We start from the raw sequence: 23,345 nt of genomic DNA, 5'->3' as shown, positions 1-23,345 counted from the left end.
CGTGTTGCAGACAGCTACGCTTGTAGCAGACTGCAACATCAGGAGGCCGTCATGACGTCGTCCACCGACAAGGTCACCCGCTTCGACGCCGAGCTCGTCGACAGCGCCATCGCCGAGGGCGGCCGCCAGAACCGCACCGGACGCCAGCAACTCGAATACTGGGCCCGCATCGGCCGCGCGATGACCGCCCACGAGACCGCCTCCCTGCATCGGGTGCACGAGGCGCTGGCCGGGACGCGGGAGCTGAGTGAGCTCACCGCCGCGGAGGGGCGCCTGTTCGACGCCGAGATCGACGCGCGCCTGGCGGACGGGCTGGCCCGCACCGACTACGCCGAGATTCTCGCCGCACGTGGGGTCACCACGGTGGTGCTCGACGACGAGGGCCGGCTGGTCGAGCAGCATCCCGACGGTAGTCGCCGGGTGCTCGACGACGCATGAGACGTCTGGATCTGATCGTCGGTCCCAACGGTTCCGGCAAGTCGACGTTCGTCGAGTTGTCCCTCGCTCCCCTGCTGCCGTGCAGCGTGTTCGTCAACGCGGATGTGATCGCGCGGCAGCGCTGGCCCGACCGGGCGGAGGAGATGTCGTACGAGGCGGCGCAGCTCGCCGCGGCGGCGCGGGACCGGTTGCTGCGGCAGGGCCGGTCGTTCATCGCGGAGACGGTGTTCTCGCATCCGTCGAAGCTGGAGTTGATCGACCGCGCGCACGAGGCGGGATTCACGGTGGTGCTGCACGTGATGCTGGTGCCCGAGACGATGTCGGTGCTGCGCGTGCAGCATCGGGTGGCCGCAGGTGGGCATGCGGTGCCGGAGGACAAGATCCGGGCGCGCTATCGACGGTTGTGGCCGCTGGTGGCCGAGGCGATCGGCCGCGCCGATCAGGCGTCGGTGTACGACACGGCGTCCGGGACCCCGGTGGTGGTGGCGCGGTTCGCCGGCGGGGTGCCGGTCGGTGCGGTGCGCTGGCCGGGATGGGCGCCGGCGGCGCTCACCGGGCTCGGCTGAGAGATCCGGGCCCGGTGAACGGATGCGCCGAGGTCAGTTCCGGCGGTCCCCGTTACGCCCGGCGACCTGCACCGCGACCCGTCCCCACCGACGCAGCGCCGCGTCGCTCTCGGTCAGCCGCGCCGAGAGCACCGCGACGATCGTCTCCACCGCCCGGGCGCTCACCATCTCGTGGTGATCGCAGTCGAGCCGGTACTGGTGGATCTCGCCGGCGATCACGTTGTGCCAGGCCGCCACCGCCGGGACCGGGGCCTCCGAGCGGGCCGCGGTGAAGAACAACGCGTCCCCGTCGAAGGTGTCCGGTTCGTGCCGCCGCGCCGCGCGGGCGGTGTCGGTCGACCCGGCGTGCAGCCGTTCGAGGTGGGCGGCGGTCAATCCGGTGCCGCCCCCGAACGCCTCGTCGAGCACCGCGGCGGCGTGTTCGAAGCTCGGCTCACCGTCGTCGACGGGAAGCCCGAGATCGCGCAGCATGTCGCGGGTGCCGACGGCCGGGGACGCCCCGACCACGAGGTGGCTGTCGAGCAGGGCGAGGGTATCGACGAGTTCGCCGGCGCGGCGCAGTTCGACGGCGACGGCATGCGCGACCACCCCGCCGAGCGACCAGCCGAGCAGGTGATACGGGCCGTGTGGCTGCACCCGGCGGATCTCCCGCACGTAGTGGCGGGCCAGCGCGGTGATGGTGTCGTGCCGCGGACCACCGGACAGGGCCGGCAACTGCAGACCGTAGACGGGCCGGTCGTCGTCGAGGCGGTGCGCGAGGGTGCTGTACGGCCAGGACAGCCCGGCGGCGGGATGGATGCAGAACAGCGCGGTGCCGGTACCGGGGCGCAGCGGCACGAGCACCCGGAACGCCTCGTCGATGCCGTTGTCCGCCTCGGTGTCGCCGCTGCTCAGGTGTGCGGCGAGTTCTGCCGGGGTGGGGTGGGTGAAGATCGACGCGATCGGCACGCGCCGCCCGAGTCGTTCCCCGAGCGCCGGTAGCAACCGGGTCGCCAGCAGCGAGGTGCCGCCGAGGTCGAAGAAGTTGTCGTCGACGCCGACCCGGTCGAGGCCGAGATGCTCGGCGAACAGGTCGGTGACGAGCTTTTCGAGGTTGGTGCGCGGCGCCCGGTAGTCCCCGGCCGGGGCGGTGAAGTCCGGGGCGGGCAGCGCGGCGCGGTCGAGTTTGCCGGCCGGGGTGAGCGGGATGTCGTCGAGCACGGTGATCACCGTCGGCACCATGTGCGGCGGAAGATGCTGCGCGACGAACGTTTTCACCTCGGCGGCGGTGATGTCGGTATCGGGGGCGAGGCGGATGTAGGACACCGGCACCGCCTGCCCGGACGGGGTGGTGTGGCCGAGGGTGTGGGCGAAGACCACCTGCGGGTGGGCGGTCAGTGCGGCGTCGATCTCGCCGAGTTCGACGCGGAAGCCGCGGATCTTGACCTGGAAGTCGGTGCGGCCGACGTAGTCGAGGCGATGATCGGCGGTCCAGCGCACCAGATCACCGGTGCGGTACATCCGCTCCCCCGTGCCGGTGGGGTCGGGCACGAACCGGGCGGCGGTCAGCGCGGGCCGGTCGTGGTAGCCGCGGGCCAGACCCGGCCCGGCGACATACAGTTCCCCGGCCACCCCGACCGGGACGGGCTGCAGCCGCCCGTCGAGGACCAGGGCGCGGAAACCGCGGCTGGGGGTGCCGATGGTGACGGGTTCGCCGACGGTGAGCGGGTCGCCGAGGGAGGTCATGATCGTCGCCTCGGTGGGACCGTAGGCGTCGATCACCCGCCGCGACGGCGCCCAGCGCGCCACCAGCTCCGGCGGCAGCGCCTCGCCGGCGACGAGCAGGGTGTGCAGTTCGGGGACGGTGTCCGGGTCGAGCGAGGCCAGCGCCGTGGGGGTGATGAAGGCGTGGCTGACGCGCTGCGCGCGCAGCACCGCGGCGAGCTCGTCACCGCCGTAGACCTGCGGCGGCACGATCACCAGCGTCGCCGCCGCGCACAGGGCCATTATCTGCTCGAAGATCGACGCGTCGAAGCTCGGTGACGCCAGATGCGACACCCGGGCTGCGGCGGTGACCTGCAGCCGCTCGCGTTCCTCCCGGGCGAGGGAGGCCAGGCCGCGGTGGGTGACCGCCACACCCTTGGGGCGCCCGGTCGAGCCGGAGGTGTAGATCAGGTAGGCCGGATGATCCGGGCGCAGCACCGTCGGCCGGTCCGTGTCGTCGATCGGTGCGACCGGCCCTTCGGTGAGGTCGAGGTCGTCGAGGACGAGCCAGTCCACCTCGTCGGGCAGCGCGGCGCGGTGCGCGGCGACGGTGATGCCGACGCGCGCGGCGCTGTCGTCGAGCATGAACGCGATGCGGTCGGCCGGATAGGTGGGGTCGACCGGGACGAACGCCGCGCCGCTGCGCACCGTCGCCCACACTGCGGTGACCGACTCGAGCGAGCGTGGGATCGCCAGGGCGATGACCTGTTCGGGTCCGGCGCCGCGGTCGAGCAGGCGCCGCGCGAGCCGGTGTGCGCGGGCGTCGAGTTCGCGGTAGGTGACCTGCCGGTCGCCGTCGACGACCGCGACCGCGTCCGGGGCGGTGGCGACAGCGGTGTCGAGCAGGTGCGGCCACAGCACTGCCGGTTCGGCCTCGGGTCCGATGGCGGGCACCAGCGCGGTGTGTTCGGCGGCGGTGAGCAGGTCGAGATCGCCGACGGGGCGGTGCGGGTCGGCGGCGATCGCGTGCAGCAGCCGGGTGAACCGGTCGGCGAAGCCGCGCACCGTCTCGATGTCGAACAGGTCGGTGGCGTAGACGAAGGCGGCGTCGAGGCCACCTTCGGCGTTCTCCCCGACGAGCAGTTCGAGGTCGAAGTTGCACACCGTCGGGTCGAGGGCGACGCCCTGCACGCTCAGGTGTGGAAGTTCCACCGCGGGCAGTTCGGCGGTGTGGAATTCGAGGGAGACCTGGAACAGCGGTGAGTGCGCGGTCGAGCGGGTCGGGGCGAGTGCGTCGACGACCCGGTCGAAGGGCAGGTCGGCGTGGGCGAAGGCGTCGAGGTCGTTGTCGGTGACGGCGGCGAGCAGGTCGGTGAACGACTGCTCGGCGGGCACCGCGGTGCGCAGCACGACGGTGTTGACGAACATGCCCACCAGATCGTCGAGGGCGCGGTGTCCGCGACCGGCGATCGGGGAGCCGACGGCGATGTCGTCGCTGCCCGACAGGCGGGCGAGGAGCACCGCGAACGCCGCGTGCACGGTCATGAACACGGTGCTGCGCCGTGCGGCGGCAAGTTGCTGCAGCCGGGCGAGCAGATCGGCGTCGACGGTGAAGCGGGTGATGTCGCCGCGGAAGGACTGCTGCGGCGGTCGCGGCCGGTCGGTGGGCAGCGGCAGCACCTCCGGCAGCCCCGCGAGGCGCTGCCGCCAGTAGGCGGTCTGGTCGGCGGCGAGGGTGCCGGGGTCGTCCGGGTCGCCGAGCCGGTCGAGTTGCCACAGGGTGTAGTCGGCGTACTGCACCGGCAGCGGCCCGAACGCCGGGGTCTCGCCACGGCTGCGGGCGGCGTAGGCGATCATCAGGTCGCGGGCGAGCGGACCGGTGGAGCCGCCGTCGGCGGCGATGTGGTGCACGACCAGCACGGCGAGATGGTCGTCGCGGCCGAAGGAGAACACCCGTGCCCGCACCGGGATGTCGACGGTGACGTCGAAGCCGGCGCCGAGGAAATCGGCGATGGCGGTGTGCACGGTGTCCTCCCCGGCGGGCACCACGTCCAGCGGCAGCGGGGCGTCGGCGGCGGCGAGGATCCGCTGGTGCGGTCCGGCCGCCGACGCCGGGTAGACGGTGCGCAGGCTCTCGTGCCGGGCCAGCACGTCGTGCAGGGCGGCGCCGAGCGCGGCCGGGGACAGATGCCCGGACAACCGGATCGCCAGGGGGATGTTGTAGGCGGCGGAGGTCGGGTCGAACTGGTTGATGAACCACAGTCGCTGCTGCGCCGGGGAGAGCGGGATGTGCTCGGGGCGCGGTCCGGCGACCGGGCCGGAGGTGGTGTCGGCGGCGGGTTCCTCGATCTCGGTGGCGGGCCGGTCGTCGAGGTGCGCGGCGAGCGCGGCGACGGTGGGGGCTTCGAACAGGGCGCGCACCGGCACGGGTCGGCCGAGCCGGTCGCCGAGGCGGGCGACGGCGCGGGTGGCGAGCAGCGAGTTGCCGCCGAGGTCGAAGAAGTTGTCGTCGACGCCGAGCCGGTCGAGGCCGAGCACGTCGGCGAGTTCGTCGGCGACGAGCGACTCGAGCGGGTCGGTGGGTGCCGGGCGGTCGTGGGCGCCGGCGGTCAGGTTCGGTGCGGGCAGGGCGGCGCGGTCGAGTTTGCCGACGGGGGTCAGCGGGATCTCGTCGAGCACGCTGATGACGGTGGGCACCATGTGTGCCGGGAGATGCTCGGCGACATGGGATTTCACTGCGGCGTGGTCGATGTCGGCGCCGGGTGCGGGGTGCAGGTGGGCGACGAGGACCGTCTCCCCGCTCGGGGCGCGGTGCGCGACGGTGGCGGCGAACCCGACGGCCGGGTGGGCGGCGAGCACGGCGTCGATCTCGCCGAGTTCGACGCGGAAACCGCGGATCTTGATCTGGAAGTCGCTGCGGCCGACGTATTCGATGCGCAGATCCCGCCGGTCGAGGTCACCGACCCAGCGCACCAGATCCCCGGTGCGGTACATGCGTTCGCCGGGGGCGCCGTAGGGGTCGGCGACGAACCGGGCGGCGGTCAGCGCGGACCGGGCGTGGTAGCCGCGGGCCAGACCCCAGCCGGCCAGGTACAGCTCACCGACGGCACCGAACGGCACGGGTCGCAGCGCGGTGTCGAGGACGACGGCGTGCACCCCGCGCAGCGGACCGCCGAGGGTGAGTGGGTCGTCGACGCCCAGGGGGTCGCTGATCGCGGCCATGATGGTGGTCTCGGTGGGCCCGTACGCGTCGACGAGACGCCGGCCGGGCGCCCAGGTGGCCTGCAGGTCCGCCGGCCACGCCTCCCCACCGACCGCGAGATCGGTGAGGTCGGTCAGATCCGCCGGGTCGAGGGAGGCGAGCGCGGCGGGGGTGATGAACCCGTGGGTGACCCGCTGCTCGCGCAGCAGCGCGCCGAGTTCGGCGCCGCCGACGATGTGCGGGGGCACGATCACCAGTTCGGCGCCGGACCCGAACGCCAGGAGGTATTCGAAGATCGACGCGTCGAAGCTCGGCGACGAGACGTGCATGACCCGCGCGCCGGGTCCGGCACCGAAGCGGCTGCGCTGGTCGCGGGCGAAGTTGTCCAGGCTGCGGTGGGTGGTGATCACACCCTTGGGGCGGCCGGTCGAGCCGGAGGTGTAGATCAGGTAGGCGGGATGATCCAGCCGCAGCGCGACGGGGCGGTCGGTGTCGTCGATCGTGGTGGTGTTCTCTCCCGTGGCGTCGCGGTCGAGGTCGTCGAGCAGCAGCCACGGCACCGTGTCCGGGAGCCGGTCGCGGTGTGCGGTGGTGGTCAGGCCGACGGTGGCGCCGCAGTCGTCGAGCATGAATGCGACGCGTTCGGCGGGATAGCGCGGGTCGACGGGCACGAACGCCGCCCCGGTCTTGGTGATCGCCCACATCGCGGTCACCGACTCGATGGAGCGGGCGATGCCGAGGGCGACGAAGGTCTCCGGTCCGGCGCCGCGGCGCAGCAGTACCCGCGCCAGCCGGGTGGAGCGTTCGTCGAGTTCGCGGTAGGTGAGCACCCGCTCCCCCTCGCGCAGGGCCGGCCGATCCGGGTGTGCGGCGGCGGTCGCGGCGAGCAGCTGCGGCAGGGTGGCGTCGCTGCCCCCGGCCGGTCCGTGCACCGGCAGCAGCGCGGCGTGCTCGGTGGCGGTGAGCGTCGGCAGCGCGGTGATCGGGGCGGCCGGGTCGCCGGTGAGGGCGTCGAGCACGGCGGTGATGCGCGCGGCGATCGCGGCGACGGCGTCGCGGTCGAAGACCTCCGGCAGGTATTTCATGCGCAGGTGCACCGCGGTGTCGGTGTGCACGACCACCGACAGCGGGTAGTGCGCGGCGTCGCGGCCGGTGATGTCGGCGACGCGCATGCCGCCGAGGTCGGTGTCGCGGTCGAGACCGGCGCGTTCGACGGGGTACGACTCGAAGACGGTGAGGGTGTCGAATCGCACGGCGGCCCCGAGGTGCCGGTCGAGGGTGCCCAGGTCGAGATGGTGGTGATCGAGCAGGGCGACCTGTTCGGCCTGCACCCGGTCGACGAGCGCGCCGACGGTGTCGTCGGGCCGCACGGTGATGCGCACCGGGACGGTGTTGATGAACAACCCGACCATTGCCTCGATGCCGGGGATCTGCGGTGGCCGCCCGGAGACGGTCGCCCCGAACACCACGTCGGTGCGGCCGGTGAGGGCGCCGAGCACCACACCCCAGGCGGTCTGCACGAGGGTGTTGACGGTGACGCCGCGGGCGGTGGCGGTGTCGTGCAGCCGTACCGACAGGGTGGTGTCGAGGTCGAGGTCGAGGTCCTCGGAGATCCCGGCGGTGGTGCCGGGGCGGTGCTGCGGGGCGAGCAGGGTCGGTTCGTCCACCCCGGCGAGGGCGCGGCGGTAGGCGTCGAGGGAGGCCTCGGGGTCGCGGTCGGCGAGCCAGGTGAGGTAGCTGCCGTAGTGCGGCGCCGGGGGCAGTGCCCGCTGGTCCGCGTCGGTGGCGTAGAGCATCAGCAGTTCCCGGATCAGCACCGGGGTGGACCAGCCGTCGAGCAGCAGGTGATGGTTCGTCAACGCCAGCAGGTGCCGGCCCGGGCCGGTGTGCACGACGGTCGCGCGCAGCAGCGGCGCGGTCTCGGTGTCGAAGCGGGTGCGTCGATCGAGGGCGAGCAGTTGCGCGGCGGCGTCGTCCGGGTCGGGGTCGTCGCTGGTGTCGGCGACGGTGAACGGCACCTCCACGTGGGTGGGGATGACCTGGACGTGTCCGTCGCCGGCGGCGGGGAACGCCGCGCGCAGCGCCGGATGCCGGTCGAGCAGCAGTTGCAGGGAGCGGCGCATCCGGCTCGCGTCGACCTCACCGCGCAGGTCGAGGACGAGTTGCACGATGTACGCGTCGGGGCGGTCCCCGGCGAGCAGGGCGTGGAAGAGCAGCCCGGTCTGCAGCGGCGCGGTCGGCCACACCGTGTCCAGGCGCCCGTAGCGTTGCTCGAGGCGTTCGATGACGTCCTGGTGCAGTCGCACCAGCGGCAGATCCGAGGGGGTCAGGCCACCGGCGTGCGGGCTGCGGGTGTGCCGGGTCAGTGCGGTGGCGGCGGTGGCGAAGTGGTTCGCCAGGGCGGTGACGTCGGTGTCGTCGAGCAGCCCGGCCGGATACGACCAGTGCACCTTCAGCACCGGCCCGGTGGGGGTGTCGGCGGTGACGGCGTTGATGTCGAGCACCGCGGCGGCGGGCATGTCCGGGCTCTGTGCCCCGCCGCGGGGGAAGCCGTCGATGGGCAGCCAGGGGGTGTCGGTGTCGGTGACCCCGGCGGTGGGGCGGCCGAGATAGTTGAAGCTGACCTGCGGCGTCGGTGCGTTCGCGAGTTCGGTGGCGGTGTCGGGATCGAGATAGCGCAGCAGCCCGTAGCCGGTGCCGTGGTCGGGGACGGCGGCGAGGTGTTCCTTGACGGTCTTGACGGCGCGACCGGCGGCCGGGCCGGCGGCGAGCGCGTCGTCGAGGTCGATGTCGGTCAGGTCCAGGCGCAGCGGGTGGATGGTGGTGAACCAGCCGACGGTGCCGGACAGGTCGGCGCCGGCGGCGGCGGTGCTGTCGCGGCCGTGCCCTTCGAGGTTGAGCAGCAGCGAGGCCGGGTCGTGGCCGCGGTCGCGGCGCCACGCCGCCACCGCCAGCGCGAGCGCGGTGAGCAGCCCGTGGTCGACGGCGCCGTGGAAGGCGTTGGGCACGGCGGTGAGCAGCGCCTCGGTGACGGAGGTGGGCAGTTCGGTGGCGACGGTGGTGACGGTGGCGTTGGTGTCGCGCACCGGATCGAACGGGCGGTGCCCGAGCGGCGGGTTCGGTCCGTCGAGCGCCCCGCGCCAGAAGTCGAGTTCGGGGCGGCGCTCGGGGGCGGCGTCGCGCAGGGCGTGGGCCCAGCGGCGCACGCTGGTGCCGGTGTGCGGGGGCAGCAACGCACTCCTGCCGGCAGCACTGCCGGCCGTGGCGGCGGCCCACGCGGCGGCCAGGTCCGGGACGAGGATGCGCCAGGACACTCCGTCGACGGCGAGATGGTGGATGACGATGAGCAACCGGCCGGCGCCGCTGGTGGCGTCGAACCACACCAGCTGCACCACCCGCCCGCTGTGCGGGTCGAGTCGGTCGGCGGCGGCGTCGAGTTCGGTGGCGGCCAGGGCGAAGAAGTCGTCGCTGTCGGCGGCGCTGGTGACCGGCACCCGGTGGACGACGGTGTCGACGTCGACGCTGCCCGGGGCGGGTACGTGCAGCACATGTCCGCCGGGAGCGTCCGGCACCGGAAGCAGGTGCACGCGCAGCATGTCGTGCCGGTCGAGGACGGCGGTGACGATCGCCCGCAGCGTCGCCGCGTCCAGGCCGGTGGGCAGGCGCAGCAGCAGCGCCTGCGAGTAGCGGCCGATGCTGCCGCCACGGTCGAGCATCCAGTGCGCGATCGGCGGCAGCGGCATGTCCCCGACCCCACCGCCTGGCAGCTCCGCGAGGGTCTCCGCGGGGGCGGTGGTGCCGACGACGGCGGCGAGCGCGGCGGGGGTCTTGTGTTCGAACACCTCGCGCGGAGTCAGGTCCAGGCCGGCGGCCTTCGCGCGGGAGACCAGCTGGATGGACATGATCGAATCGCCGCCGAGGGCGAAGAACGAATCGTCCACCCCCACCGTCGGCAGACCGAGGACCTGCGCGAACAGTTCCACCAGCACCGCTTCGGGGCCGCGCGCCGGGGCGCGGGAGACGGTGGTGCGGGCGGCGAAGTCGGGGGCGGGCAGCGCACGCCGGTCGAGTTTGCCGGTCGCGGTGACCGGCAGCGTGTCGAGCACCACCAGGGTGGACGGCAGCATGTACGCGGCGAGTTCCCCGGCGGCATGGTCGAGCACCACGTCGACGTCGAGATCGTGGCCGGTCTCGGGCACCACGTAGCCGACGAGACGTTCGGTCTCCGAAGCGTCGTCGGTGTGGACGACGACCACGGCGCGGCCGACACCGGGGGCGCGCAGCAGCGCCGCTTCGATCTCGCCGAGCTCGATGCGGAAACCGCGCAGCTGCACCTGGAAGTCGGCGCGGCCGAGATATTCGATCTCGCCGTCGCGGGTGCGTCGTGCCAGGTCCCCGGTGCGGTAGAGCCGGTCGCCGGGGGCGCCGTGCGGGTCGGCGACGAATCGGGTGGCGGTCAGATCGGGGCGGTGCAGGTAGCCGCGGGAGAGTTGGGCGCCGGAGACGTACAGTTCGCCGATCACCCCGGTGGGCACCGGATGCAGCCGGTTGTCGAGGATGTGCAGGCGCAGCGACGGCAACGGCGGGCCGATCAGGCTTGCCGCGGCGGTGGCGGCGAGTTCGCGGGTGATGGTGCGGGCGGTGACGTGCACGGTGGTCTCGGTGATGCCGTACATGTTCACCAGCGTCGGGGCGGTGTCGTCGTGGCGCCGGTACCAGCGGTCGAGCTGCCCGAAGTCGAGGGCTTCCCCACCGAAGATCACCCGGCGCAGCGCCGGCAGGTCGGTGCCGGCGGCGCGGTCGGCGTCGATGAGCTGGTAGAAGGCCGTCGGGGTCTGGTTGAGCACGGTGACCCGTTCGCGGCGCAGCAGGGCCAGGAATTCCTGCGGGTTGCGGGCGGTGTGGTAGTCGACGACGACGAGCCGGCCGCCGTGGGCGAGGGCGCCCCACAGTTCCCACACCGAGAAGTCGAAGGCGTAGGAGTGGAACAGTGTCCACACGTCGGAGGCGTCGAAGCCGAACATGTCGGTGGTGTCGGTGAGCAGGGTGACGACGGTGCGGTGCGGCACCATCACGCCCTTGGGGCGGCCGGTGGAGCCGGAGGTGTAGATGACGTATGCCGCTGCCTCCGGGTGCACGTGTGGCAATCCGTCACCGCCGCTGGGCATCTCGTCGAGGCGGGTGCGTACGGCCGGGTCGTGCAGGTCCACGATCGGTGGGGTGTGCGGGGGCAGGGCGGTGGCGTGGTCGGCGGTGGTGAGCAGGCACACCGGGGCCGCGTCGTCGAACATGTACGCGAGCCGGTCCGGGGGGAACGCCACGTCGATGGGCAGATAGGCGGCGCCGCTGTGCAGCACGGCGAGCAGCGCGACGATCAGGTCGGTGCCGCGCGGCAGGGCGACGGCGACGAGCCGCTCGGGTCCGGCGCCGTGCTCGATGAGCAGCCGGGCCAGGCGCTGCACCCGGTCGGTGAGTTCGTCGTAGCGCAGCGTCCCGTCGGGGGCGGTGACCGCGATCGCCGCCGGGTCGAGTCCGGCGCCGCGGGCGTACAGATCGAGCAGCGATGCCGAGGCGGAGCCGAGCACGCTCGCCGAGGCGGAGCCGAGCACGCTCGCCGTGGCCGGGCGCAGCGGTGCCGGGGTGGCGGGGCGTTCGTCGTCGGTGAGCAGGTCGACGTCGCCGATGGGGCGGTGCGGGTCGGCGGTGACCGCGTCGAGCAGCCGCACCAGCCGTTGCGCGAAGGAGGCGACGGTGTCGGGATCGAACAGGTCGGTGGCGTAGGTGAACGCCGCGGGCATTCCGCCGCTCTCCCCCGCCCCGGCCGGGTCGGGGTCCTGCAGGGTCAGTTGCAGGTCGAACTTGGCGACGGGCAGTTCGGGGTCGAGGGCGTCGACCTCGAGTTCGGGCAGCTGCAGGTGGGCCCGTTCGGTGTTGCCGTATTCGAGGACCACCTGGAACAGCGGGGACCGGTCGGTCTCGCGGGTCGGGGCGAGCACGTCGACGAGGGTTTCGAAGGGCAGCTCGGTGTGCCCGAAGGCCGCGAGGTCGATCTCGCGGGTGCGGTGCAGGTGGTCGGTGAACGACAGGGCCCCGTCGACGGGGGTGCGCAGCACCACGGTGTTGACGAACATGCCGACCAGGTCGTCGAGGGCGCGGTGGCCGCGACCGGCGACCGGGGAGCCGATGACGATGTCGGATGTGCCGGTCAGGCGGGCCAGCAGCGCCGCGAACGCCGCGTGCACCGCCATGAACACGGTGGTGTCGTGCTCGGCGGCCAGCGCCTCGAGGCGCCGCTGCACATCGGCGGGCACGGTGAAGCGGTGCAGGGCGCCGTGGAGGCTGCGCTGGGTGGGGCGCGGCCGGTCGGTGGGCAGCGGCAGCAGTTCGGGGGCGTCGGCGAGGGTGTCGCGCCAGAACCGCAGCTGCGCGGCGGCGAGGGAGGTCGGGTCGTCCGGGTCGCCGAGCAGCCGGCGCTGCCACAGTGCGTAGTCGGCGTACTGCACCGGCAGCGGCGCCCGGTCCGGGTCCGTCCCGCCGGTGCGGGCGGTGTAGGCGAGCATCAGGTCGCGGGCCAGCGGCGCCATCGACGAGCCGTCCGCGGCGATGTGGTGCACCACCACCGCCAGGACATGGGTGTGGTCGTCCAGGCGCCACAGTCGTAGCCGCACCGGCACCGCCGCGGCCACGTCGAAACCGGCACCGACGAAGTCGGCGAGTTCGGTGGGCAGGTCGGCGGCGGTGACCGGCTGCGCCGTCAGCGCCGGCAGCACCCGGTCGGTGTCGACGACGACCTGGCGCGGGCCCTGTTCGTCGCCGGGATACCAGGTGCGCAGGCTCTCGTGCCGGTCGAGTACGTCGCGCACCGCTCCGGTCAGTGCCGCGACGTCGAGGCGGCCGGACAGGCGGATGGCGAGCGGAATGTTGTAGGCGGCGGAGGTGGTGTCGAACTGGTTGACGAACCACATGCGTTGCTGCGCCGGGGACAGCGGCAACCGTTCGGGCCGGTCGGCGGCGACCAGCGGCACTCGTCCGTGCCCACCGTGGTCGTCGAGGATGCGCGCGGCGAGCGCCCGCACCGTGGGGGCTTCGAACAGGGCGCGGACCCCGGCGTCGGTGCCGAGCGCGGCGTTGAGGCGGGCGACGACGCGGGTGGCGATCAGCGAGTTGCCGCCGAGGTCGAAGAAGTTGTCGTCGACGGAGACCTGCGGGTGGCCGAGGACGTCGGCGACGATCTCGGCGACGGTGGCCTCGAGGTCGGTGCTCGGGGGACGGTAGTCGCCGCCGAGCCGTGTCAGGTCCGGTACCGGCAGGGCGCGGCGGTCGAGTTTGCCGACCGGGGTCAGCGGCAGCTCGTCGAGCACCACCACCGCGGCGGGCACCATGTGGCCGGGCAGCCGGGCCGCGGCCCAGGCGCGCAGTGCCCGCGGATCGATCTGCGTGGCGGTGGTGTCGGTGGTGTCGGGCAGCACGTAGGACACGAGCACGGTGTCGCCGCTGGGTGCGGTGTGCCCGATGGTGTGGGCGAAGGCGACCGCGTCGTGGGCGGTGAGGGCGGCGTCGATCTCGCCGAGTTCGATGCGGAAGCCGCGCACCTTGACCTGGAAGTCGGAGCGGCCGAGATACTCGACGGTGCCGTCGTGCCGCCAGCGCACCACGTCTCCGGTGCGGTACATGCGTTCGCCGGGGGTGCCGTAGGGGTCGGCGACGAACCGGGCGGCGGTCAGGTCGGGGCGGCGATGGTAGCCGCGGGCCACGCCCGGCCCGGCGATGTACAGCTCGCCGGCCACCCCGACGGGGACGGGCCGCAGCCGGTCGTCGAGGACGGTCTGGTGGAAGCCGACGGCGGGGCCGCCGATGGTGACGGTGTGCCCGGGCAGCAGTTGCGGGCTGACGCTGGTCTCGATGGTGGCCTCGGACGGGCCGTAGCCGTTGAACATGCGGCGTCCCGGCGCCCAGCGCGCCACCAGTTCCGGTGGGCAGGCCTCACCGGCGACGACGAGGACCTCGAGGTCGTCGAGTCCGGTGGGGTCGAGGGAGGCGAGCGCGGTGGGGGTGATGAAGGCGTGGGTGACCTTCTCCTCGCGCAGCAGCCGGGCGAGTTCGTCGCCGCCGTAGATGTCCGGCGGCACGATCACCAGGGTGGCGCCGGCGCAGAACGCCTTGGTGAACTCGAAGATCGACGCGTCGAAGCTCGGCGACGCCAGGTGCGAGACGCGGGCCTGGTGGGTGATGGTGAAGTGGCTGCGCACCTCGGCGTTGAGGTTGGTCATGCCGCGGTGGGTGACCACCACGCCCTTGGGGCGGCCGGTGGAGCCGGAGGTGTAGATCAGGTAGGCCGGGTGGTCGAAGTGCAGCGGGGCGGTGCGGTCGGCGTCGGTGATCGGCGCGTCGCTCGTCGCGGCGATCCGGGCGGCGACGGCAGCATCGTCGAGCACCAGCCACGGCACCTCGGCGGGCAGCGTGTCGCGGTGCGCGGCGGTGGTGATGCCGAGGGCGGCGGCGCTGTCGGTGAGCATGTAGCTCACCCGCTCCGGTGGGTAGGCGGGGTCGACGGGCACGAACGCCGCGCCGGTCTTGGTGACCGCCCACACCACCGCGACCGATTCGAGCGAGCGGGTCAGCGCGAGCGCGACGACGGTTTCCGGGCCGAGGCGGTATTCGTCGATGAGCAGTCGCGCCACGCGGGTGGACCAGGCGTCGAGTTCGGCGTAGGTGACCTGCCGGTCGGCGAAGCGCAGGGCGACGGCGTCGGGCAGGATCGCGGCGATCGAGGTGAGCAGTTCCGGCCACAGTTGCGGTGAGACCGGTGGCAGGCCCCGCGCCGGGGTCAGGTCGGCCAGTTCCCGGTCGGTGACGATGTCGATGTTGCCGACCGCGATGTCGGGGGTGTCGGTGATCGCCTCGACGATGCGCACGAACCGGTCGGCGAACGAGGCGACGGTGGCGGCGTCGAACAGGTCGGTGGCGTAGGTGAACGACGCGCGGATGCCGGCGGGGCCGTCGGCGTCGGTGGTCTCGGCGATGGACAGCTGCAGGTCGAACAGCGCCAGCATCGGGTCGAGGTCGATCACCCGCACCGACAGGTCGGGCAGCTCGATCTCGGGGCGTTCGGTGTCCTGGAATTCGAGCAGCACCTGGAACAGCGGGGTGTAGGCGGTCGAGCGGGGCGGGTCGAGGACCTCGACGAGCCGCTCGAAGGGCACATCGGTGTGCCCGAAGGCGGTCAGGTCGCCGGTGCGGATGCGGTCGAGCAGCGCGGTGAACGGTTCGTCGTCGTCGACCCGGGCGCGCAGCACCACGGTGTTGACGAACATGCCGACCAGGTCGTCGAGGGCGCGGTGGCCGCGACCGGCGACGGGGGTGCCGACGACGATGTCGTCGCTGCCGGACAGGCGGGCGAGCAGCACCGTCAGCGCGGCGTGCACCAGCATGAACACCGAGGCGTCGTGGGCGCGGGCGATGTCGAGCAGCCGGCGGTGCGCGGCGGCGTCGAGGGTGAACGGGATGCGGGCGCCGCGCCGCGACGGCTGCACCGGGCGGGGCCGATCCAAGGGCAGTTCGAGCAGTTCCGGGGCGCCGGCGAGGGCCTCGCGCCAGAACCGGAGCTGTTCGGCGGCCAGGGAATCGGGGTCGGTGTCGTCGCCGAGCACCCGGTGCTGCCAGAGGGTGTAGTCGACGTACTGCACCGGCAGCGGCGTCCACTGCGGGGCCTGCCCGGCGTGGCGGGCGCTGTAGGCGGTGATGACGTCGCGGGCCAGCGGCCCCATGGAGAAGCCGTCGGCGGCGATGTGGTGGGCGACGAGGACGAGCACGTGCTCGTCCTCGGTCAGGGCGAGCACCCGGATGCGGATGGGGATCTCGGTGGCCACATCGAATCCGGCCGTGAGGATCGGGCTGAGTTCGGTGTCGAGGTCGGTGCCGTCGTCGACGGTGAGCACCGCCAGGTCGGGGACGGCGGCGCCGGCGGGCACCACGACCTGAACGGGCCCGTCGTCGGTGAGCGGATAGCGGGTGCGCAGCGATTCGTGCCGGGCGACGACGTCGCCGATGGCGTGTTGCAGCGCCGCCTGGTCGAGCCGGCCGGTCAGGCGCAGGGCGACGGCGATGTTGTAGGCCGGGGAGGTGGTGTCGAACTGGTTGATGAACCACATCCGCTGCTGCGCCGGGGACAGCGGGACCGGGTCGGGGCGCGGCCCGGCCACCGGGGTGCCGCGCCCGGCGCCGGCACGGTCGGGCTGGTCGAGGTGCGCGGCGAGATCGGCGACGACCGGATGGTCGAAGATCTCCCGGATGCCGAGCTCCCCGCCGGTGTCCGCGGCGAGCCGGGCGGCGGCGCGCATCGCGAGCAGGGAGGTGCCGCCGAGGTCGAGGAAGTGATCGTCGGCGCCGACCCGGTCGACGCCGAGCAGGTCGGCGAAGACGGTGGCGACGAGCTGTTCGGTGGGGGTGCGCGGCGCCCGATAGCCGGCGGCGGCGGTCGGCGCCGGTGGGGCGGGCAGCGCCTTGCGGTCGAGTTTGCCGTTGGGGCCGACCGGCAGCGCGTCGAGGACGACGAGGGCGGTGGGCACCATGTAGTCCGGCAGCTGCGCGGCGAGATCGGCGGTGACCGCGGCGGTGTCGATGCTGCGGCCCGGGGTGGGCACGAGATAACCGGTGAGCCGGTCGTCGGCGCCGTGGTGGACGAGCACCACCGCCTGCCCGATCTCGTCGCGGCCGCGCAGCACCTGCTCGATCTCCCCGAGCTCGATGCGCAGACCACGGATCTTGACCTGGAAGTCGGTGCGCCCCAGGTACATCAGGGCGCCGTCGGCGCGGCGGGTGGCCAGGTCCCCGGTGCGGTACATCCGCTCCCCCGGCGCCCCGAACGGGTCGGCGACGAACCGGTCGGCGCTCAGGCCCGGGCGGTCGAGATAGCCGCGGGCGAGCTGGATCCCGGCCAGATACAGTTCGCCGGCGGCGCCGGCGGGCACCGGATGCAGCCGCGCGTCGAGCACGTAGGTGCGGGTGTTCCACACCGGGCGCCCGATGGGCACCGATCCGTGGTCGGTGTCGGTGGTGGTCCAGGCGGTGACGTCCACCGCGGCCTCGGTGGGCCCGTACAGATTGTGCAGGGCGGTGCGCGGCAGGGCCTCGCGCAGCGCGGCGGCGGTCTCGGCGGGCAGCGCCTCCCCCGACGCGAACACGTGCCGCAGCGCGAGCGGTTCCCGGTCGCGGCCGTGCAGGGCGTCGACGAACACCGCGAGCATCGACGGCACGAAATGCGCCACGGTGACCCGCTCCTCGGCGAACAGCCGCAGCAGATAACCGGGATCGCGGTGCCCGCCGGGGGCGGCGACGGCGAGGCGTGCCCCGACCTGCAGCGGCCAGAAGAACTCCCACACCGACACGTCGAAGGTGGCGGGGGTCTTCTGCACCACCGTGTCGTCGGCGGTCAGCGGATAGGTGTGCTGCATCCAGCGCAACCGGTTGACGATCGCGGCGTGCGGCACCGCCACGCCCTTGGGGCGGCCGGTGGAGCCGGAGGTGAAGATCACGTAGGCGAGATGCGCGCCGGTCGGCTCCGGCCGATCCGCCGAGGTGAGCGCCGCGGGGGATTCGTCGTCGAGGTCGAGCCGGTCGATGCGCAGCACCTCGGCGCCGGTGTCGGGCAGGGCGTCGGCGACGTCGCTGGTGGTGAGCACCGCGCGCGGGGCGGCGGTGTCGAGGACGTAGCGCAGCCGCTCGGCGGGATGCTCCGGATCCAGCGGCAGGTAGGCGGCACCGCTCTTGACGATCGCGTACATGCCGACGAGCAGATCCAGCGACCGCGGCGCGGCGAGGGCGATCACCCGGTCCGGTCCGGCGCCGGCGCGCAGCAGCCGCCGCGCGAGCCGGTTGGTGACCGCGTCGAATTCGGCGTAGCCGAGGGTGCGGCCGTCGACGGTGACGGCCGGGGCGTGCGGGGTCGCGGCGACCTGCGCGGCGAACAGTTCCCCGAGGGTGGTGGCGGGGCCGGTGTCGGCGGTGGTGGCGTTCCACGTGTCGAGGACGGTGCGGCGTTCGTCGGCGGTGAGCAGCTCCACGTCGCCGACCGGCACCGCCGGATCCGCGGTGACCGTCTCGAGCAGCCGCACGAGGCGCTGCCCGATCGCGGCGGCGGTGGCGGGATCGAACAGGTCGGTGGCGTAGGACAACGCGCCGCGCAGGGCGTGGGTGCGGCCGTCGGCGTCGGCGACCGCGCCGAGCTGCAGATGCAGGTCGAATTTGGTGGTGTGCGTGTCGATTTCGGCGATGTCGACGTCCAGGCCGGGCAGGGTCAGGTGCGCGCCGGTGGTGTCGGCGAAGGCGAGCATCACCTGGAACAGCGGCGAGTAGGCCGCCGAGCGGGCGGGCACCACGGCGTCGACGAGCCGGTCGAACGGCAGGTCGGTGTGCGCGAAGGCCGCCAGGTCGGTGTCGCGCACCGCGGCGAGGAAGTCGGCGAAGGACAGGTCGGCGGGTACGGCGGTGCGCAGCGCGACGGTGTTGACGAACATGCCGACCAGGTCGTCGAGGTGGCGGTGGCTGCGCCCGGCGACGGGGGTGCCGACGACGATGTCGTCGCCGCCGGACAGGCGGGCGAGCAGCACCGCCAGGGCGGCGTGCACGACCATGAACTCGGTGGCGGTGTGGGCGTGGGCGAGCTGCCGGATCCGCCCGTACAGCTCCGGGGTGATCTCGACGTCGACGCTCGCGCCGCGGAAGGACTGCTGCGGTGGGCGCGGCCGGTCGGTGGGCAGCGCCAGCAGGTCGGGGGCGCCGGTGAGGATCTCGCGCCAGTAGTCGAGTTGCCGGGCGGCGCGGGAGGTCGGGTCGTCGACGTCGCCGAGCAGCTCCGCGAACCACAGGGTGTAGTCGGCGTACTGCAGCGGCAGCGGCGCCCAGTCCGGGGCGGTGCCCGCGGCGCGGGCGGCGTAGGCGGTGACCAGATCCCGGGACAGCGGCGCCAGCGACGCGCCGTCGGCGGCGATGTGGTGCACCACCACGGCGAGCACGTGCTCGTCGTCGGCGACGCGGAACAGCCGCATCCGCAGCGGCGGGTCGACGGTGACGTCGAAACCGGCCGCGACGACCGCGGCGACGTCCGCGTCGAGATCGGCGGTGGCGGTGGGGGTCGGATCCAGGGCGAGGGCGTCGACGGGCAGCACCTGCTGGATCGGCCCGGCCGGGGTGGCCGGGTAGACGGTGCGCAGCGCCTCGTGCCGGTCGAGCACATCGCGTGTCGCCGCGACCAGTGCCGCGTGGTCGAGGGCGCCGCGCAGCCGCAGCGCGATCGGGATGTTGTAGGCGGCCGAGGACGGGTCGAGCTGGTCGACGAACCACAGCCGCTGCTGGGCGGCGGAGACCGGGATGCGGTCCGGGCGTGGCAGCACCGGCGCCGGGGCGGGCCGGTCGATGTCGTCGCCGGCGGGCAGGTTCGCCGCCAGCGCCCGCACGGTGGGGGCCTCGAACAGTGACCGCACCCCCAGATCGGTGCCGAAGGCGTCGTTGATGCGGGAGATCACCCGGGTGGCGACCAGCGAGTTGCCGCCGAGCTCGAAGAAGCTGTCGTCGGCGCCGACCTCGGCGACGCCGAGCTGGTCGGCGAAGATCGCGGCCAGCGCGGTCTCGGTGGGCGACATCGCCGCGGCCCCACCGGCGCCGGCGAAGACCGGTTCGGGCAGTGCCTTGCGGTCGAGTTTGCCGACGGCGGTCAGCGGGATCTCGTCGAGCACCATGATCGCGGCGGGCACCATGTGGGCGGGCAGCCGCGCCGCCAGCGCCGCGGACAGCTGCTCCGGGTCGAGGGTGCAACCGGCGTCGGGCAGCACGTAGGACACGAGCATCTGTTCCCCGGAGGGCGCGGCGCGGCCCAGGGTGACGGCGAAGGCGACCTCCGGGCGGTCGCTCAGGGCGGCGTCGATCTCGCCGAGTTCGATGCGGAACCCGCGGATCTTGACCTGGAAGTCGGAGCGACCGAGATATTCGACGCTCACCGAGCGGGCGGGACGGTGCGGGTCGCGGACCCGCCAGCGGGTGACGTCGCCGGTGCGGTACATGCGCGAGCCGGGCGGGCCGAAGGGGTCGGCGACGAAACGGGTCGCGGTCAGGCCGGGCCGGTCGTGATAGCCGCGGGTGACGCCCGGCCCGGCGATGTACAGCTCCCCGGCGACCCCGACCGGCACCGGATGCAGCCGCCCGTCGAGGATCAGCTCGTCGATGCCGCACACCGGGTGGCCGATGGTGACGGTCTCCCCCGGCACCAGCATGTCGGTGATGTTGCAGACGATGGTGGTCTCGGTCGGCCCGTACGCGTTGTACATCCGCCGCCCGGGTGCCCAGCGCGCCACCAGTTCCGGTGGGCACGCCTCGCCCGCGACGGTGACCGCCTCGCATTCGTCGCCGGTCGGGTCCACCGACGCCAGCGCCGCCGGGGTGGAGAACAGGTGGGTGACCCGTTCGCGGCGCAGCAGCGCCGCCAGTTCGTCGCCGCCGTAGATGTGGGCGGGCACCACCACGAGGGTCGCACCGATGCCGAAGGCGGTCATGTACTCGAAGATCGACGCGTCGAAGCTCGGCGAGGAGAAGTGCGACACCCGCGCCGCCGGGGGTGGGGCCAGGCGGGTGTGCAGGGTCGCCGACAGGTTCGCCAGGCCGCGGTGCGGCACCACCACGCCCTTGGGGCGGCCGGTGGAGCCGGAGGTGTAGATCAGGTAGGCGGGATGGTCGAACAGCAGGGTGGCCGGCCGGTCGTCGTCGGTGACCGGCTCGGCGCCGGCCTGCGCGATCCGCGCGTCGAGCTCGGGATCGTCGAGGACGAGCCAGGGCACCGTGTCGGGCAGCTCGGCGCGGTGCGCGGCGGTGGTCAGGCCCAGGATCGCCCCGGAGTCGGTGAGCATGTATTCGATGCGTTCGGCCGGATATTTCGGGTCGACGGGCACGAAGGCGGCCCCGGACTTGGCGATCGCCCAGATCACCGCCACCGATTCGAGGGAGCGGGCGATGCCGACGGCGACGAACGTCTCCGGTCCGGCGCCGGCGTCGATGAGGACGCGGGCGAGCCGGTTGGACCAGGCGTCGAGTTCGCCGTAGGTCATGCGCCGGTCCTCGCACACCACCGCCTCGGTGTCCGGCACCACCGCGGCGACCGCGCACAGGATCTCCGGCAGGGTCTGCGCGGAGCGGGCCGGGTCGCCGTGCGCCGGGACCAGCCCGGCGACCTCGTCGCTGCCGACGAACGGCAGATCCCCGATGGGCAGGTGCGGGTCGGTGAGCACCGCGGTCAGGGCGCGGCCGAGTCGCCGGCCGGTGGTGGTGGCGGTGTGCGCGTCCACCCGGTCGGGCCGGTAGCCGGTGCGGACCTGCACGGTGGTGCCGGTGGTGTCGATCGTCACGCGCAGCACCGACTCCGCGGGGGCGGGGGTCGGGTCGTCGAGGGCGAGCACCACCGGGCAGGCGGGGGCGAGGCCGGCGAGCACGGCCGGGTCGACCTCGGTGTGGGCGGCGAGATCCGCGTCGAGGGTGCGCACGCGCCGCACCAGTTCGGCGAAGGGTTCGGCCGGGTCCACTGCGACGCGCAGCGGCAGCACCCGCCCGTCGTGGGCCACCCCGATGAGGACGTCGTCGTGGCCGGTCAGCCGCGCGGTGAGCGCCGCGGTCGCGGCGTGCAGCACCGCGGCGATCGTGGTGTCGGGGGCGCCGCCCTCGGTGGTGGCGAAGCGCGCGGCGAGCGCCGCGGCGGTGACCGCCAGGCGGTCCTCGACGTCGATGGGGGTGTCGTCGGCGGGGGCGGTGACGGGGCGGGGCAGTTCGAGGTGTTCGGGGGCGTCGGCGAGGCGTTCGCGCCAGAATCCGGCGTCGGCGGCGGCGCGGCGGCGCTGCTCGCCGAGGGTCACGCTGGCCGGATGGATCGCGGCGACCGCGCGGTCGGGGGCGCTGCGCAGGAAGTCGTCGAGCAGGTCGACGAACCGGTCGTGGTGGGTGCGCAGTTCGTCCTCGTCGTAGCGGTGGGGGTTGCCGCGGAAGTCGAGGAAGGTCCGGGCCGGGTCGCCGCTCTGATAGATGTTGACCAGCAGGTCCTCGACGGGACCGGAGGTCATGATGTGGAACTCGCCGCGGATGTCGCCGAGCACGATCTCCTGCCGGAACAGCATGACGTTGACCATCGGCCCGGCATAGCGGTACGGGTCGCCGGCGGCGCCGGTCTCGCGGCGGATGTCCTCGAGGCTGAATCGCTGGTGGCGCAGCGCCCCGGTGAGTTCGAGCTGCACCCGCCGCACCAGGTCGGTGCGGGTGTCGTCCGGGTCGACGGAGATGTGCAGCGGCGCGGTGTTGACGAGCATGCCGCCGGAGCGGCGGGCCATGGCGGTGGTGCGGGCGAAGACCGGCAGGTTGATCATCACGTCGTCGCGGCCGGTCATCCGCGCCAGATAGCACGCGAACGCCGCGCTGACCGCCGCCGTCGACGACAGTCCCGGTTCGTCGTCGACCGCGGTCAGCGCGTCGACGAGGTCGTCGGGGAGGGTGTGGCTCGACAGCAGCGACACCGCCGCGGTGGGGGCGTCGCGGTGCGCCAGGGTCGAGCCGTCCTCGAGTCCGGCGACCCGTTCGATCCAGTAGTCGCGGTCGGTGCGGTAGCGCTCGGAGGTGCGGTAGTCGCGGTCCCAGTCGTACAGGGCGCGCAGGTCGGCGGCCTTGGACGGTTCCGCTTCGCGGCCTTCGATCTCGGCGGTGTAGAGGGCGGCGATGCGGTTGACCATGGTCATCGCCGCGAATCCGTCGAGGGCGACGTGGTGGATGCGGGCGTACCAGAGGAACCGGTCGTCGGCGACCTGCAGGATCGTCATGTTCACCAGCAGGTCGTTCGCCAGGTCCACCGGGGTGGCGTAGTCGGCGGTCATCCACTCGTGCGCCGCGGCCATCGGGTCGGGTTCGCCGCGGAAGTCGAGCAGCGGGATCTCGTTGCGGTCCTCGACGGTGGGGTCGACGTACTGGACGGGTTCACCGTCGATGTCGACGACCCGCAGATAGGCGGACTGGAACTCGGCGCCGGCGCGATATCCGCAGCGTCGCAGCAGATCCAGATCCGGGGCGCCGCGCAGATCCACATACTGCGCGATGCACACGGGTACCTCGGGCGCGAGCTGCTGCGCGAACCAGATGGCCCGTTGCGCAGACGACAGCGGGAAAGCGCCGGCCGGTATCTGCGGACGACGGTGTCGCAGCGACATATCCCCTCCGAAAGCGATGTTGTTGGCCGTGATCGGCGTGTGTCCCCCGACATCGCGTGCAGGAGCCGATCCCGGTGCCGCGCTGGGCGTGCGGCGCCGCGATCGGACCCCCGTTCGATCGTGTGACCCCGTGTGACCGGGGCCACACAACAAGCTAGACCACCTGTACGACCGGTACGACCGGATTGCGGCGACGACCGCAGCACCGCCCGCCGCTGCGCCCCACAG

The 23,345-nt window shown here is 73.2% G+C and carries 3 protein-coding genes; 2 read left to right on the top strand and 1 reads right to left on the bottom strand.

Annotation, left to right across the window (positions count from 1 at the left end):
• The first annotated feature begins 51 nt into the window (after positions 1-51).
• Together U9J23_RS13075 and U9J23_RS13070 are read left to right on the top strand one after the other, a co-directional pair.
• Positions 52-438 carry a TA system antitoxin ParD family protein gene (locus U9J23_RS13075; RefSeq protein ID WP_059384166.1) on the top strand — a complete coding sequence of 129 codons (387 nt, stop codon included), beginning with the start codon at positions 52-54 and terminating at the stop codon, positions 436-438.
• Positions 435-1,004: an AAA family ATPase gene (locus tag U9J23_RS13070; protein WP_059384167.1), complete on the top strand. Its 570-nt coding sequence runs from the start codon at positions 435-437 to the stop codon at positions 1,002-1,004. Before U9J23_RS13075 ends, U9J23_RS13070 begins: the two co-directional genes overlap by 4 nt.
• A gap of 33 nt (positions 1,005-1,037) precedes the next feature.
• Here U9J23_RS13070 and U9J23_RS13065 read toward each other — a convergent pair whose 3' ends face one another.
• Positions 1,038-23,117, bottom strand: a complete 22,080-nt coding sequence (locus U9J23_RS13065; protein ID WP_326598248.1) for a non-ribosomal peptide synthase/polyketide synthase — start codon at positions 23,115-23,117, stop codon at positions 1,038-1,040.
• Positions 23,118-23,345: the final 228 nt, after the last annotated feature.

Origin of the sequence: Rhodococcus sp. PD04 (assembly GCF_035918275.1) — a bacterium.
In the GTDB taxonomy this organism is placed as follows: Bacteria; Actinomycetota; Actinomycetes; order Mycobacteriales; family Mycobacteriaceae; genus Rhodococcus; species Rhodococcus rhodochrous.
Note: the sequence above shows the minus strand (reverse complement) of the source record. Positions and strands in the feature narration are given on the sequence as shown.

Excerpts from the sequence above, each read along its gene's own strand:
- U9J23_RS13075 (WP_059384166.1), top strand. The coding sequence starts at position 52 with ATGACGTCGTCCACCGACAAGGTCACCCGCTTCGACGCCGAGCTCGTC.
- U9J23_RS13065 (WP_326598248.1), bottom strand. The coding sequence starts at position 23,117 with ATGTCGCTGCGACACCGTCGTCCGCAGATACCGGCCGGCGCTTTCCCG.
- U9J23_RS13070 (WP_059384167.1), top strand. The coding sequence starts at position 435 with ATGAGACGTCTGGATCTGATCGTCGGTCCCAACGGTTCCGGCAAGTCG.